The organism is Streptomyces thermocarboxydovorans, from assembly GCF_039524635.1.
GTDB classification, from domain to species: Bacteria; Actinomycetota; Actinomycetes; order Streptomycetales; family Streptomycetaceae; genus Streptomyces; species Streptomyces thermocarboxydovorans.
The window spans coordinates 61,547-76,941 of record NZ_BAAAGU010000014.1 but is presented as its reverse complement, the minus strand read 5'-3'; the positions used below and the strand labels follow the sequence as shown (position 1 = coordinate 76,941).

The following is a 15,395-nucleotide window of genomic DNA, read 5'->3' as shown; positions in this document are numbered from 1 at the left end:
TCCTGCTCGCGGGTTCCCCCTGAGCTGCGGGCCGTCACATTCTCCTCACATGCGTTGAACGGCCCCCCGGCCGGCTTCGTACTCCAGGGTGGCCCGTGCTCCCCCGCGCGGGCCACCCACGCATGACGGGCCCGTTCCTTCCCCACCGGGTCCGCCGCACACGGAGGTTCCCTTGGCCGACAACGTCACCTCGCTGTTCCGCACCACCGCGGCACACAGCCCGTCGATGGCGGCGCTGACGCGGGAGAGCGACGGGGCCGGGCCGGTGGACTTCTGCATCCCCTGCAATCCGTACTTCCCCACCCCGGCCATGTTCGAGGACATGGCGGCACGGCTGCGGGAGATCATCACGTTCTACCCGAGCAGCGCCGACACCATCACGGCCGAGCTGTGCGGTCTGCTGCAGCTGCCGCCGCAGTGCGTGGCCATGGGCAACGGCTCCACGGAGCTGATCACCTGGATCGACCATCTGCTGGTCCGCGAGTCGCTCGCCGTGCCGGTGCCCACCTTCGGCCGCTGGACCGACCAGCCGATGGAGACCGGCAAGCGGGTCGACATGTTCCCGCTGCAGGAGTCCAGCGGCTTCGCCCTGGACCTCGCCCAGTACGCCGAGTTCATCCGGGCGCGGGGCACCCGGGTCGCCGTCATCTGCAACCCCAACAACCCCGACGGCGGCTTCCTGCACAAGCACGCCATCGTGCAGTTCATGGACGCCATGGCCGACCTGGACCTGGTGGTGATCGACGAGAGCTTCCTGGAGTTCGCCGACGCGGAGGCGGAACCCAGCGTGGTCCAGGAGGCGATGCTGCGGCCCAACGTCATCGTGCTGCGCAGCCTCGGCAAGAACTTCGGCCTGCACGGCATCCGCTTCGGCTACCTGGTCGCCAACCCCGCGCTGGCGGGCCGGGTGCGCTCCATGCTGCCCAAGTGGAACCTCAACTCCTTCGCCGAGCACGTGGTGTTCATGCTGAAGGAGCACCAGACGGAGTACCAGCAGAGCCTCCACCAGGTGCGCCGGGACCGGATGGACATGTCCGGCCAGCTCTCCGCCCTGCCGGGCCTGACGGTCTACCCCTCGCAGGGCAACTTCCTCTTCGTGCGCCTCCCGGTCGGCGCCGAGGGCACCGTGGTCCGGGACCGGCTGCTCACCGAGCACCGCATCCTGGTCCGCGAGTGCGGCAACAAGATCGGATCCTCCAGCCGCTTCCTGCGGCTCGTGGTGCGCCCCCAGGTGGACGTGCGTCGCCTGGTGTCCGGCCTGGAACAGGTGCTCTACGGGACGTCCAGGAGGGGAGCCGCCGTGCCCGAGCAGTCCACAGGGACCGGCTACAGCTCGGGCACGGCGGCGGTGGACCGCCTGGTGAGCGAGACCAACGGGGGAGGCATGCGGGCGCTCACCTCCCAGACCGCCGGTGCCGGCGCCCCGGGACTCGCCGCCGCCCCGGCCGCCGGCACCGGCATGCCGCTCCCCGCCGCCGCGTCCGCCGCCCCGGCGGGCGCGAACGACGGGATGCCGATGCCGGCGGCAGCTTCCATGGGCTCCGGACGCGCGGCCTCTTCCGCCGCGCAGGGCCCGCAGAGTTCTCAGGTCGCTCAGGGCATGCAGGGGTCTCAGGGCATGCCCCAGCCGTACCCCCAGCCGGCCGCCGCCCCGCAGCCGGTTCCACAGCCGGTGCCCCAGCCCGCGCCGCAACCGGCACCCCAGCCCGTCCCCGAACCCGTCCCGGCCGCGGCCCAGTTCCCCGCTCCGGCGCCCCTGCCCACCCCCGCGCAGACCGCGCCCCCCACCGGCCTCACCCCGCCCGGCGTCCCCGCCCGCGGCGGCCTGACCGCCGCCCAGGTCCGCGGCACCAACGGCCTCACCCCGGCCCCGGCCGGCGGCTGGCCAGGCGCCCAGCAGTGGCCGGAGGCGGGCATGGGCCAGCAGGCGGGCTGACACGAGCGAACGGGGAGAGGCGAGGCCCACGGGCGGTCGCCCTCAGCTCCGGTCGCCGTCACCGCGCCTGACAGCGCACCCTTTGTCAGTTCTCGCAGCCGTCGATGGCGTCGTCGCAGCCCTCCACACTCGGAGGTCAAGTCTGCACCGTTTCGCCGGCGGCCGAGCGGTTGAGCAACGCACCGAGGATCACAGGCGCATCACGCCTCCGGGAGGCGATGAGGACCTGCTTCTCGCCGTCGCGGCACTCGATGACCACGCCGTTGTACTTGTAGGTGCCGGGCCAGGCGTCGGGGTCCTCGCCGAGGCGCCAGCCTCGTACCCGCTCCACCGTGAGCGTGTCCGGCAGCTCGGCGCGGGCGACACGGCCGGCCGGGTCCGGGGTGGTCGCGGGCGGGCCGTCGCCCAGCACCAGCAGGTTGCAGCCGTAGCGGCTGTAGGGCACGTCGCCGTGGACCGTCGCGCTCACCGTGATCCGGGAGGCCGGGATGACGGGGACGATGTCCGACGTGTCGTCCGCCTTGCGGATCCGCCGCCACACCAGCCAGAAGGTCAGCGCACCGATCACGGCGGACGGCGGGATGCCGCAGGCGGCCACCAGGAGCGCGTCGCGGACCGTGTCGGCTCCGGACGCGAGGAAGGCGATGGTGCCCTCCATCAAGCCCGCCGCCCACACCGCGCCGGGCATCAGCGTGTGCCGGCCCTTCGGGGCGGTCGGGTAGCGGTACCGGTAGTACCAGCCGGTCCACACCAGCAGCACACCCACGGGCACCAGCCCAAGGCCGATGCCGAGCGGCATCCGCCAGTCGCCGATCGGGGACTCGTGGGTCTGCTGGGTGACGCCGTCGAAGGTCACCGCGCGGATCTCGCCGCGCCAGTACTCGACGGTCACCCGGTCGCCGGGACGCACACGCCCGTAGATGTCGTCGCCGACGTCGCTCATCCGCAGCCGCCGCTCGCTGCCGCGCTCGGTGACATGCAGCCAGTGCCGGGTGCTCTTGCCCCAGACCTCGTCGACCTTCGCCTCCACCCTGGCCGGCACGGAGACCGGCCTGGCGGCCCGGTACGCGCGCTCCTCGGCCTGATGGTCCGGCACGGTGCTGAAGAGCCAGGCACAGACCAGCAGCACGACAAGGCCGATGCCGACGGGAAGCGCCGCCTGCCACACCCGTACCGTCTTCCGCACCCGTACCTCCCACCGTCGCACCGCCGTTCGGTGAGACCGACGCTACGGGGCCGACGGCCGCCCGCATCAGCCCCGCCCACGGCAGCCCCGGGCTCCTGCCGGTTGCCGGGTTCCGGCAATGAGGAGAATGAAGGGGCGGAGCGAGGCGGACTTCCCAGTGGCCGCGCGGGGCCGGAGGTGCGGCGCGGTCGCCGCGGGCCGGCGTCATGCGGCACCCCTCGGGTCCGGGGCCGGGCCGTAGTCCTCGTCGTGGTCCCTGGTCAGGGCGGCCAGCAGCTCCGGGTCGGAGTGGACCTCGGCGGTGTGCTGCCAGGCGATGAGCAGTTGGGCGACGGCGGCGCTGTTGCCGACCGAGTCGGCAGCGCGCATGGTGTCGACGAGTTCGACGGCGAAGGCGTGCAGATCGGACTCGGGCAGGAAGCGGACCCAGGGGAAGGCGTCCGGCAGGAGGTCGAGAAGCAGCTCCATGCTGCCCGGTTCGCGGCGTGCGATCGCGGCGAGCATCCGGGTCGCCGCCGACACCACGGTCTGGTCCTGTTCGGCCCGTGCCGCGGTGGTGAGGACCAGATCCTCGCCGTCCCTGCGGTGCAGAAGCAGTCTCGGTGTCTCCTTGAGCCGGGCGAGTGTCTTCTTGTTCTTGTTGACCAGCTCGGAGAAGTTCACGGCCGCGTTCTCGGTGCCCATGACTTTGAAACTACTTTGAAAGCAGCCGTCGCGCCATCGCCCGAAAGAGGGGCAGGGGCGGCCCGCCGGGTGCCGGTGGCGGCGGGCCGCCCGTCAGGGGGTGGGTCGTTGCTCTCTGCCGGGGCTACTTCTTCTTGCCGGGGCACTGTTTCCAGGCCAGGTGGTAGATGGTGCTGATGTCTCCGTCGGTGGAGTCCATGGTCATGAAGCTGACCTTGTCGCGGGCCGTGCCCGGGTTGACTCTCAGCTCCGTGTTGATGTTGAAGTTGCGCTGGACGCCGCAGGGGGCCCACACCAGCTGGGCCCAGTCGGTCTCGTCGGTGGCCTGCCAGTTGTTCTCGTAGGGGCCGGAGAACGGGTGGCTGCGGTACTCGGTGTTCGGCGAGCCCTGGAAGTAGTACGAGGCTCTCTGGGTGCCGGTGGCTCCCTTCTGGAGGGAGGCGAAGCCTCGGTAGTCGGCGCTGGCCACGGCGTAGGTGAAGCCCTGCGGGACGTGGACGATCAGGCTGAGCTGGCAGTTCTTGCGGAAGGCGGTCGGGGGCGAGTCCCCGCCGGCCTGGGCGAGGTAGTCGCTGTAGGTGACCGTGAACGCCGTGTTGTCCTCGGAGACGGCGACCGCGGCGGCGCCCTGGGGGCAGCCGGAGCCGTTCACCGTGGCGACCTTGATGACGATCTTGTCCGGCGGCGGGTCGACGAAACCGGGGGACGGGTTGTGCGCGGGCAGCGCGGCGGTGAGGAGCGCGGACGCCGCCGCGGCGGTCAGGAGCAGGCCCGTTGCCATGGGTCTCCATCCATTCGGTGGGGGGTGAAGTCACACATGCGCTCCCGGCCTTCGTGAAGGAGGCATGAAGACGCTGTGAAGGCCGGGAGCGGTGGCATCGTATGAAGGGCAGGGTGGGCCGGACAGGGTCAACTCCGGCCATTCACTTCCCACTCGGCACACCAGGGCGAAACAGGCGTTTCGGATGCCCCGTTGTGAACGGCGGGTGGCCCGTTCAGGGACAATGGCCCACCAGCACCACGTGTGGCACCGCAGCAGGAGGCGCTCCCTTGGAGCTCAGCAGGCGAACTTTCACCGCTCTGGCCGGTACGGCCGCGCTCGGTCTCGCGCTGGCCGGCAGCGGCGGGGCGGCGACCGGTCCCCGCACGGCGCGTGTCGTGCCCACGGGCCCGCCGCCCGCCGCGCCGGGCGCGGACGGCAGGCGGCACCGGGTCGGCCACGACCGGTATTCGCTGCTGGTCGACGGACGCCGCCTGGTGCTGTGGTCGGCGGAGGTGCACTACTTCCGCCTGCCCAGCCCGTCCCTGTGGCGGGACGTGCTGCAGAAGCTGCGCGCGCTGGGGCACAACGCGGTCACGGTGCCCGTGGCCTGGAACCACCACTCCCCCGCGCCCGGCGTCCACGACTTCACCGGCGTGCGCGACCTGGACCTGTTCCTGCGTACGGCGGCCGAGGAGCGGCTGTACGTGGTGCTGCGTCCCGGCCCGTACCTCGGGACCGCCGATCTGGACGGGGGCGGCCTTCCGGGTTGGCTGTCGGTGGAGGCTGGCCGGGCGCGGTCCGCGGACCCGGCGTATCTGCGGCACGCAGACGAGTGGCTGAGCGCCGTGGACGCCATCGCCGTACGCCATCTGTACACGGCGGGCGGCGGCACGGTGCTGCTGTACGAGGTGGAGGACGCCGCCGACGAGGCCGTCCGGGAGCATCTGGCGCGCAAGGTGCTCGGCGACCGGATCGACGTACCGCTGCTGCGGCGCGGTGGCGGGCTGGAGCGGCTGTGGGTGCCGCAGGCGGTGGAGACCGGGCGGCCGGACGCCTGGGGCGGGGTCACCTCCGGCGGCAGGGGGTACGCCCAGGTGTCCGCGGAGCGGGACGCGCGGGAAGTGCGCCGCACCGCGCTCACCCACCTCGCCGACGGGGTCGGCGTGCACAACGTCCGTATGGGCTTCGGCGGCACCTCCTGGGGCTGGCTGCCCGGCCCCGGCGTCTGCACCTCCTACGACTACGGCGCCCCGCTCGACGAGGCCCGCCGCATCACGCCCAAGGCCGCCGCCGGGCACCAGCTGGGGCATCTGCTGCGCACCGTCCCCGACCTGGCCCGGCTGGGACCGGCACGGCAAGTACCGGTGAGGGACGAGCGGCTGACGGTGCGCCGGCTGAGCAACCCCGACACCGGGGCCGAGTTCTGCGTGGTGCGCAACGACTCCGGTGAGCAGGTCACCGCCGAGCTGCCGGACACCGGCATCGAGGTGCCGGTCACCGTGGCGGCCGGCGACACCAAGCTGCTCGCCTCCGGCCTGAAGATCGGGCACCGCAAGGTCGCGTACACCACCGCGCAGCCCATGATGAGCCTGTCCGTCGGCCGGCAGGACATCGCGGTGTTCGCCGGCCGCAAGGGCGAGACGGCACAACTCGCCCTGGACTGCGAGACCATGCCCACCACCACCCGCATGGACCCGGAGCCCGCCTGGTCCTTCCACCGGGGGCGGCTCAATGTGGTGGTGCCGCTCGGCGTGGGCGGCCCCTCCCGGGTCCTGGTGGAGGGCGGCGACTCCGACACGCCCATGCTGCTGCTGTTCGCCGACGACGCGACCGCGCTGCGGCTGTGGCCCCGCGAGACCCCGTCCGGCTCCCTGCTGGTCTACGGCCCCGCCCTGCTGCGCGAGGCCACCGTGCGCGGCTCCACCCTGCACCTGACCGGCGACGTGGTGGGCGAGACCGGTCTGGAGGTGTGGGCGCCGCGCGGCGTCACCGCCGTCACCTGGAACGGGCAGCCGCTGCGCACCCGGCCCGGCCGCACCGGCAGCCTGGTGCTGGAGGGCCTGATGCCGGCCGCGCCGAAGGTCTCCCTGCCCGCCCTGGACCGCTGGCGGCGGCGCGCCGAGAACCCGGAGGCCCGGCCGGACTTCGACGACTCCGACTGGCCCACCGCCGACCGCACCTCCAGCCGGGGCAGCACCCCCGTGCCCGAGGGCGGCCCGGTGCTCTTCGCCGACGACTACGGCTTCCACTACGGGGACGTCTGGTACCGGGGCCGCTTCGAGGACGCGGGCGCCGTGGAGTCGGTGGCCCTGTCCTACGCCGGCGGGACGCAGGGGCTGCTGATGGCCTGGCTGGACGGGGAGCCGCTGGGCACCCACCGCATGCCGGAGCCGGACGGGAAGTCGGCGGACCGCGGTCACTGGACGGCCACGGCACGCTTCGAGGTGCCGGGGCGGCTGCGCACGCCGGGCACCCATGTGCTGTCGGTGCTGGTGCGCCCGATGCAGCGGGCCGGCGAGGAGGCGGCCGAGGGCGCCTCCGGGGCGGCGCGCGGGCTGATGTCGGTGGAGTTCGAGGGTGCCTCACCGTCGGTGAGCTGGCGCATCCAGGGCGCCGCGAAGCCCGACCGGGTGCGCGGGCCGCTGAACAACGGCGGGCTGTACGGGGAGCGGCGGGGCTGGCATCTGCCCGGGCACGACGACGGGGACTGGAAGCCGGTGAAGCTGCCGCGGGAGCAGGAGGACCGGCGGCAGGGGGTGACCTGGTACCGGACGGAGTTCCGGCTGTCGGTGCCGAAGGATCTGGACGCCTCGGTGGGCCTGGTGCTGAACGACGACCCGAAGCGCGCCTACCGGGTGCAGGTCTTCCTCAACGGCTGGAACCTCGGCCAGTACATCAACGACGTGGGACCCCAGCACACCTTCGTCCTGCCCAACGGGATCCTGCGCACCCGTGGCTCCAACACCCTGGCGCTGGCGGTCCTGGCGGACGGGACCACACCGGCGGGCCCGGGCGAGGTACGGCTGACGCTGCTGGGGACGGCGACGGGAGGCGTTCCGGTCAAGGCGGTGGACTCCCCCGGCTCCCCCGACTCCCCCGCTTCCTCCGGCTCCCCCGCTTCCTCCGGCTCCCCCGACTCTCCCGGCTCCCCCGACTCTCCCGGCTCCCCCGACTCTCCCGGCTCCCCCGGCTCTCCCGGCTCTCGCGGCCGGTGAGCGCGTGCGGGCGAGCGGGCGAGCGGGAACACCTTCGCGGTTCAGGCGAGCCGGATCACGTTCCAGGACAGCGGCTCCAGTTCGGCGGTGAGCCGGCCGCCGGAGACGGTGGTGCCGTGGACCTGGTGCGGGGCGACCCGCTCGGGATCGTCGCGGGTGTTGCACGCACCGGGGTCGGTGTCGGCGAGGGCGCTGTGCTCGACGACGGTGGTGAGCCCGAGGCCGCCCAGAGTGGCCTCGATGGGCAGCGGCTCGGTGCGGCTGCGGTTGACGGCGAAGACGGTGACCGTGCCGTCGTCCGCGCGCACCGCGGTGGCGTACAGCAGGTCCGTCTCGCCGTAGCGGGCGGTGTCGTAGGCGGGTGAGTCCACGCGGACGTCGAGGACCTCGCCGCGGCCGTGGCGGGAGGCCTGCGCGAACGGGAAGAAGGTGGTCTGCCGCCAGGCCGGCCCGCCGGGCTCGGTCCTGATCGGGGCGATGACGTTGACCAGCTGGGCGAGGCAGGCGATGGTGACGCGGTCGGCGTGCCGCAGCAGGGCGATCAGCAGCGAGCCGACGACGACGGCGTCCGTGACGCTGTAGGTGTCCTCCAGCAACGGCGGAGCCTCGGGCCAGTCCTCCGGGGTGGCCGTCTGCTGCTGCCAACGGGACATGTACCAGACGTTCCACTCGTCGAAGGAGAGGTTGATCCGCTTCCTGGACTTCAGCCGCGCGCCGATGTGGTCGCAGGTGGCCACGACGCCCTCGATGAAGGACTCCATGTCGGTTGCCGAGGCGAGGAAGGAGCCGATGTCCCCGTCCAGCGGCTCGTAGTAGGCGTGCAGGGAGATGTAGTCGACCAGGTCGTACGTCTCCGCCAGGACCGTCGCCTCCCACTCCGCGAACGTGGGCATCGACCGGCCCGAGGATCCGCAGGCGACCAGTTCCACGCCGGGGTCGAACTGCCGCATCGCACGGGCGGTCTCCGCGGCGAGACGCCCGTACTCGGCGGCGGTCTTGTGCCCGGTCTGCCAGGGCCCGTCCATCTCGTTGCCCAGGCACCACAGCCGGATGCGGTAGGGGTCCTTGTCGCCATGGGCCGCCCGGAGGTCCGACAGCGCGGTGCCGCCGGGGTGGTTCGCGTACTCCTGCAGTTGCAGGGTCTCGGCCACGCCCCGGGTGCCGAGGTTGAGCGCCATCATGGGCTCGGCCCCGGGGCCCAGCTCGCGGACGAAGCGGATGTATTCGGCCAGTCCGAAGCGGTTGGTCTCGGTGGAGCGCCAGGCGAGGTCCAGCCGCCGCGGGCGGTTCTCGACGGGACCGACCGAGTCCTCCCACCGGTAGCCGGAGACGAAGTTGCCGCCGGGATAGCGGACGGCGGTGACGCCGAGCTCGCGCACCAGGGCGAGGACGTCCCGGCGGAGCCCGGCCGCGTCGGCGGTGGGGTGGCCGGGCTCGAAGATGCCGGTGTAGACGCAGCGGCCGAGGTGTTCCACGAAGGAGCCGAAGAGCCGGGGGCTGACCCGCCCGACGGTGAAGGCGGGGTGGAGGGTGAGGCGGGCGGTACGCATCTGCGCCTTTCGGGACGGTCGGTCGGACACCACGAGCCGGGCGGCACCCCGGACACACATCGTTCGATATTCCGTACGGTGCACGTCACTTCGAACGAGGACCGTACGGAGGACGGAAGGGCACGTCAATGGTTCGGACAAGAACCTGGGACGTGCCTGACGCGGACACATCCATGCGCGTAGGCTCGAACGTCCCTGTGGACAGCGGGACATGAGAGCGAGGGCGCGATGGAGTTCGCGGACGCGGCCTTGGGCCCGGCGTCGTACCTCAGCGAGTTCTACACGTCGTTCTGGTGGATCCCGGCCGGCGTCCTGGCGGCCGCCCTGGCCATCAAACTGCCCACCATCATCCGGCTGTGGAACGACCCGCTGCTGCGCGCGGTCGGCGGTCTGCTGCTGCTCGCCTGCGCGGTGTTCGTCTTCGTCGCGCCCTCGACCATCGTCTGGGTCAACCGGGTCACCGGCGTGCCGAACATCGCGGCGCCCTGGGTGTACTCGCTGCTGACCGCGTTCTGCGCCTGCTGCCTGGTGCTGATCATCGCCTGGCGCAACGGGCTGTCCGACCACTCCGCCTCGACCCGCCGCACCACCCGCTGGGTGCTGTGGTCCTACGGCGGTGTCATCGTCGCGCTCTGGGTGCTGTTCGCCCTCGCGGACGTCCCGGTGGAACGCACCCGGGACCTCGACACCTACTACGCCAACACCCCGTTCATGCGCGAGGAGATCCTGCTGTACCTCCTCGCCCACACCACCGCGGCGCTCATCACCTCGAAGCTCATCTGGAACTGGATCCGCACCGACGGCCTGGACGCCTGGCTGCGCGGCGGGCTGAAGTTCCTGGGCGCCGGCTACGCGCTCAACCTGGGCTTCGACGCGGCCAAACTCACCGCCGTCGTGGCCCGCTGGACCGGCCACGACCTGGACTGGCTCAGTCTGGACGTGGCGCCCGCGCTGGCCTGTGCGTCCGCGGTGTCGATCGCGATCGGCTTCATCCTGCCGCACGCCGGCCAGTACCTGCACGAACGCTGGTGGATCCGGCTGGTCCACCACCAGCTGCGGCCCCTGTACCTGCTGATGAGGCAGGTCAACGGAAGCGGGGTGCCGTTCACTTGGCACTCCAGCCCCGAGCTGCGGCTGACCCGGCGCGAGACCTTCATCCGGGACGTGCTGCTGCCGCTGGCCCGGCACATCGACGAGTCCCTGCACCGGCGGTGCCACGAGGCCGCGCTCGGCCTGGGGTTCGCCCCGGAGCGGGCCAAGGCGCTCGCGGCGGCGGTGGCGATCCTGGACGCCGTGGACCGGCGCCCGGAGGCGGGTGACGGCGACGCGGAGGGCGGCCGGGACACCACCGAGCTGCTGCTGGAGATCGGCGCCGTGTCAAGGGAGTTGCGCCGCCCGGACGACATCCGGGCGGTGCGGGCCGCGGCCGGTGCCCTGAAGGAGCCCGCGGTGGTCACCGAGTGAGTCCGGGCGCGGGGGCGGTGGCAGGATCGGGACCGGAGTTGGCATATTGCACGGGTGACCGAGCGGCGCCCAGGGGAACAGGGAGACAGCGGTGCGTACCAGGAAGGAGATGCGTCGTCTCGCTGACGCCCTCATCGACCCCATCCGGGTGCGGGTCCCGGCCGATCCCGAGGTGCTGTTCGAGGAGCTGGTGAAGTCCGTCAGCGCCTGGCGGGGACGTGAAGTCGTCGTCCACCGGGCCAAGTTCCCGCCGCACACCGCGAGCGGGCTGTGGCTGGAGCGGGAGCACCACGACGACGTCGTGGTGGACGAGCGGGCGGCCGTCTGGCACCAGATCGTGATCCTGTGCCACGAGGTGTGGCACATGAACCGCCGGTCCGCCGCGCCGCGTTCCGGCGAGGCGCGTCAACCGGTCGCCGCCCGCAGCGACTTCAGCCTGGCCGAGGAACAGGAGGCCGACCGCTTCGGCATGCTGATGGGCCGCCGGCTGCGCACCTGGCTGGACGCCTCCGCCGTACCTGATCCCGCCGCACGGACCGGCGACGGCGGCGACGACGACCCGCAGGACCTCGCCGGACGCATCGGCGCGGCGCTCAACTACCGCGGGGCCAGGAGATGAGCGGGTTGATCAACTACCTCAGCTGCTCGGTCCTGTGGCTCGGCCTGCTGGTGAAGGCCCCGGACCTGCTGCGGCACCGCCGTGACCCGTATCTGCGGGCCATCTGCGCGCTGCTGGGCCTGGCGGGGCTGTGCTTCTTCCTCGGCGCGCCGCCCACGGTCGGCGTGATCAACCGGCTCAGCGGCACGCCGAACCTCGCCGCGCCGCTGACCTACGCGGCGATCACCGCGTACGCCGCGGCCTCCCAGGTGCTGGTGGTGTACTGGCGCGGCGGTCCCCGGGTGCACCGCACCGCCCGCCGCTGGATCACCGCCTACGCCGGTGTGGTCCTCGGCATCGCGGTGCTGTTCGCCCTCGGTGACGCGCCGGAGGAGCGCCGAACGGACCTGGACACCTACTACGCGACCACGCCGTTCCTCGCCCAGATGATCGTGCTGTACCTGGTCGCCCATCTGGTCGCGGCGACCGTCACCTCGGTGTGCTCGCTGCGCTGGGCGGGCCGGGTGCGGGGCGGGCTGCGGCTCGGACTGACCCTGCTCGGGTCGGGCTCGCTGTGCGGGGCCGGGTACAGCGTCTGCAAGCTCACCGCGGTGACCGCCCGCTGGACCGGGCGGGACTGGTCGGCGCTCGGCACCACCGTGTCCCCGGCGGCCGCGGGCCTCGGGGCGCTGCTGACGGTGGTCGGGGTGCTGGTCCCGCTGCTCGCCCCCGCGCTGGCGGAGGCCCGGCAGGCGCGGCGGGCGTATGCGCGTCTGGCGCCGCTGGAGAAGGCCCTGGAGGAGGTGCTGGTCCGGCGGCGGCTGCGGCTGCCCCGGCCCCGGTTCGCCTCCCCCACCACCCGTCTGGTGTGGCGGCAGACCAGCATCCACAACGCGCTGAGCCACCTGGACGTGTACTTCGACCGCGGCCTGTACGAGCGGACCCGCCGGGAGGTGCTCGGCGCCACGGGCGAGCCGGAGCGGGCCGAGGCGGCGGCCTGGGCCGCGGTGATCACGGCGGCGGTGCGGGAGGAGGCCGGCGCCGACCGGAGAGCCCCCCGCCCCGGCAGCCGTGCGCTCGACCGGGTGCCGGGTCCGGCCCTCCTGGCCCGGGTGGCCGACGCGTTGACGGACCCCGCCCCGCCCGCCGGGTCCGCGCCCGGTGACGCCGGCGCGCCCGCCGCCGTGCCGTCGTCCTCGCCCTCGTCCTCGCCCTCGCCCTCGCCCTCGCCCTCGGGGACCGTGCCGAGCGTCACGACGACGGGCACCGGATGATGCGCACGGTCAGGACCGGCCGCCGCCCGGCGAAGAGGAGCCGGCCGGCATGAGTCTCGTCGTCTACCTCGCCGCGGTCGTGTTCGGCATGTCCGCCGTGCTGCTGTACCGCCCCAGCACGGTGGTGCGCAATCCGCTCAACCTGTCCACCTGCGTGGCGATCGTGCTCGGCTCCCTGGTCTTCGTGTGCGCCGCGCCCCCCACCCTGTCCGCGGTCAACTCCCTCACCGGCACGCCCAACTTCGGTGCGCCGCTGACCTACGGCATGCTCTCCGCGTACAGCTGCAGCATGCTGGTGCTGCTGATCAACTGGCGCGGCGGCCCCCGCCCCCTGGTGCGGCGCCTGGTGCTGCGCAGCATCGCCGCCTACGGGCTGCTGGTGCTGGCCATCGTGGTGCTGTTCGCGCTCTCCGACGCGGACACCGAGCGGCTGCGGGACCTCGACACCTACTACGCCAACACCCCGTTCATGCGGGAGATGATCCTGCTCTACCTGGCCGGGCACAGCGCCGCGATGCTGGCGGTGTGCGTGGTGTGCCTGAAGTGGGCCCGCGAGGTCACCGGTCTGCTGCGCACCGGGCTGCGGCTGATCCTGCTGGGCGTGCTGCTGGACCTGACCGGGTTCCAGCTGACCAAGTACACGGCGGTCGCGGCGCGCTGGTCGGATCGCGACCTGGACTTCCTGTCCACCGATGTCGCCCCGCCGATGGCGTCGCTGGGCGCGCTGGTGTGCTCGGCGGGGTTCGTGCTGCCGCGGCTGGTGCCGCCGGTCCGGGCGCAGTGGCAGGCGCGGCGCGACTACCGGCGGCTGGCCCCGCTGTGGACGCTGGTGCGGGCGGCGTCGACCGCCCCCCGGCCGCCCGCCGCATGGTGGCAGCTGCCCCAGGCCCGGCTCCAGTGGCGTGAGGTGTCGATCCACGACGCCCTGCTCACCCTGGCGCCGTACTTCGACCACGGGGTCCGTGAGCGGGTGCGGGACGCCGCCCTGGGCACGGGCCGCTCCCCCCACGAGGCCCGTCTTCAGGCGGAGGCGGCCATGCTGGCCGACGCCGCGCGCCGGGCCGCCGCCCGTGACGAACCGCCGGAGACCGGCCGCAGCTACCGGCTGCACGCCACCGAGGTCCCGGGCCCGAGCGGGCTGGTGGAACTGGCCCGGGCGCTGGACCGCCTGCCCCCCGCACCCGCCGCGCCCGAAGGCGCGGTGCCGCCGCCCATGGCCGGAACCATGGCAGAACCCGAGGAGCCCCATGTCGCGTAGAGCTGTCGTGATCGGTGCCGGACTGGCCGGGATGCTGGCCGCGGCCGTCCTGTCCGATGCCGGTGTGGACGAGGTGATCGTGCTGGACCGCGACGAGCTGCCCGACCGCCCGGGACACCGCCGGGGCCTGCCGCAGGGGCGGCACGCTCATCTGCTGATGGCGGGCGGCATCGCCGCCATGGAGGAGCTGGTGCCGGGGGTGCGCAAACGGCTGCTCGCGGCCGGGGCGCACGAGATACCCCTCAACTCGGGCATGCTCGCGCTCACTTCGGAGGGCTGGCTGCGCCGCTTCAAGCGCGAGGGGCCGGTGATGCTCACCTGCAGCAGGGCGCTGGTGGACTGGGTGGTGCGCACGGCGGTGCTGGAGCAGACCCGGGTGGAGATACGCCGGGCGGCGGCCGTGGGGCTGACCGGCACCGCGCAGCGGGTGACCGGCGTGCGGACCGGGGCGCCCGGGGAGGAGGGGGACCTCGAGGCGGACCTGGTGGTCGACGCGAGCGGGCGCGGCACCCGGGTCGTCTCCTGGCTGGACGCGCTCGGGATCACCGGCATTCGGGAGCGGACCGTGGACTCCGGGCTGGTCAACGCCACCCGCATCTTCCGCACCCCGGACGGCGCGGAGAGGTTCCCGCTGACCATCGTGCACGCCGACCCGTTCGCGCGGCGTCCCGGCCGCAGCGGGATGGTCATGCCGATCGAGGACGGCCGGTGGATGGTCAGCTGCGGCGGCACCCGGGGCGGTGAGCCGCCCGCGGACCCGGAGGGCTTCCTGCGCTACACGCTCGACCTGCCCGACCCGGTGGTGGGCCGGCTGATCTCCGGTGCGGAGCCGCTGACGGACGTGCATCTGAGCCGGTCGACCAGCAATGTGCGCCGCTATCTGGAGAAGTCGGCGCGGTGGCCGGAGCGGTTCGTGGTCCTCGGGGACGCGCTCGGCACCTTCAACCCGGTGTACGGGCAGGGCATGTCGGTGGCCGCGTTCGGCGCGCAGGTGCTCGGGCGGGAACTGGCGCGCGGCGGCCCGGCCGCGCCCGGTCTGGCCCGGCGGGTGCTGCGCGGGGCGGCCAAGCCGGTGGAGACGGCCTGGTCCATGGCGGTCGGGCAGGACGTGCTGTATCCGGGGGTGCGCGGCGGGCGGCCGACCGCGGCCGACCGGCTGGTCACGGCGTACACGCGCCGCATGATGAGGGCGGCCACCGGCTCCTACGCCGCGGCCTCGGCGCTCTGGGATGTCACCAGCATGCGCACGCCGCCCACCCGCATGTTCCACCCGAGCGCGGTGCTGGCCGCCCTCATGGGCTCCCCGCTGCCCCCGTCGGCCGAGCCGCCGCTGACGCCGGGCGAGCGCGAGCTGCTGCGCAGCCTGGACCGCACGGGGCTGCCGGGCGTCTGAGAGCTGAGGAACCGTCAGGCAGAGGGTTCCGCTCCCCGCGGATGCAGGCGTACGCGTACGAAGCGGCCCTGGGC

The 15,395-nt window shown here is 73.1% G+C and carries 11 protein-coding genes; 7 read left to right on the top strand and 4 right to left on the bottom strand.

The annotated features are described in order from the left end of the window. Positions 1–172: 172 nt before the first annotated feature. Complete coding sequence (locus ABD198_RS08950; protein WP_343999216.1) at positions 173–1,936, top strand: pyridoxal phosphate-dependent aminotransferase; 1,764 nt, start codon at positions 173–175, stop codon at positions 1,934–1,936. 136 nt (positions 1,937–2,072) lie between these two features. Here the strand turns inward: ABD198_RS08950 and ABD198_RS08945 are convergent, their stop codons facing one another. From ABD198_RS08945 to ABD198_RS08935, 3 genes are all read right to left on the bottom strand, one after another. Next, positions 2,073–3,122: a hypothetical protein gene (locus tag ABD198_RS08945; RefSeq protein ID WP_343999214.1), complete on the bottom strand. Its 1,050-nt coding sequence runs from the start codon at positions 3,120–3,122 to the stop codon at positions 2,073–2,075. 204 nt (positions 3,123–3,326) lie between these two features. After that, positions 3,327–3,806, bottom strand: a complete 480-nt coding sequence (locus tag ABD198_RS08940) for a hypothetical protein (RefSeq protein ID WP_343999212.1) — start codon at positions 3,804–3,806, stop codon at positions 3,327–3,329. Between the two features lie 124 nt (positions 3,807–3,930). Beyond that, positions 3,931–4,587 (bottom strand): DUF4360 domain-containing protein, encoded by a 657-nt coding sequence (locus ABD198_RS08935; protein WP_343999210.1) that lies wholly within the window; start codon positions 4,585–4,587, stop codon positions 3,931–3,933. A 269-nt stretch (positions 4,588–4,856) separates the two neighbouring features. Between ABD198_RS08935 and ABD198_RS08930 the strand changes: the two genes are divergently transcribed. Then, on the top strand, positions 4,857–7,784 hold the full coding sequence (locus ABD198_RS08930) for a glycoside hydrolase family 35 protein (protein ID WP_343999208.1): 2,928 nt from the start codon (positions 4,857–4,859) through the stop codon (positions 7,782–7,784). Positions 7,785–7,825: 41 nt separating this feature from the next. On the opposite strand, the gene arfA is transcribed toward ABD198_RS08930, so the two are convergent. After that, entirely contained in the window at positions 7,826–9,334 is a 1,509-nt protein-coding gene (arfA, locus tag ABD198_RS08925; RefSeq protein WP_343999206.1) for an arabinosylfuranosidase ArfA, read from the bottom strand. A 228-nt stretch (positions 9,335–9,562) separates the two neighbouring features. Here arfA and ABD198_RS08920 point away from each other — a divergent pair, with 228 nt between their 5' ends. The 5 genes from ABD198_RS08920 (at position 9,563) to ABD198_RS08900 (ending at position 15,321) form a co-directional block, all read left to right on the top strand. Continuing rightward, complete coding sequence (locus ABD198_RS08920) at positions 9,563–10,798, top strand: MAB_1171c family putative transporter (protein ID WP_343999204.1); 1,236 nt, start codon at positions 9,563–9,565, stop codon at positions 10,796–10,798. A gap of 109 nt (positions 10,799–10,907) precedes the next feature. Then, positions 10,908–11,417, top strand: a complete 510-nt coding sequence (locus ABD198_RS08915) for a toxin (RefSeq protein ID WP_343999201.1) — start codon at positions 10,908–10,910, stop codon at positions 11,415–11,417. Continuing rightward, positions 11,414–12,670 (top strand): MAB_1171c family putative transporter, encoded by a 1,257-nt coding sequence (locus ABD198_RS08910; protein WP_343999199.1) that lies wholly within the window; start codon positions 11,414–11,416, stop codon positions 12,668–12,670. Before ABD198_RS08915 ends, ABD198_RS08910 begins: the two co-directional genes overlap by 4 nt. A gap of 49 nt (positions 12,671–12,719) precedes the next feature. Then, a complete protein-coding gene (locus ABD198_RS08905) occupies positions 12,720–13,928 on the top strand; it encodes an MAB_1171c family putative transporter (RefSeq protein WP_343999197.1) in 1,209 nt (402 codons plus the stop codon). Further along, complete coding sequence (locus ABD198_RS08900; protein WP_343999195.1) at positions 13,918–15,321, top strand: NAD(P)/FAD-dependent oxidoreductase; 1,404 nt, start codon at positions 13,918–13,920, stop codon at positions 15,319–15,321. The genes ABD198_RS08905 and ABD198_RS08900 overlap by 11 nt, the downstream gene beginning before the upstream one ends. Positions 15,322–15,395: the final 74 nt, after the last annotated feature.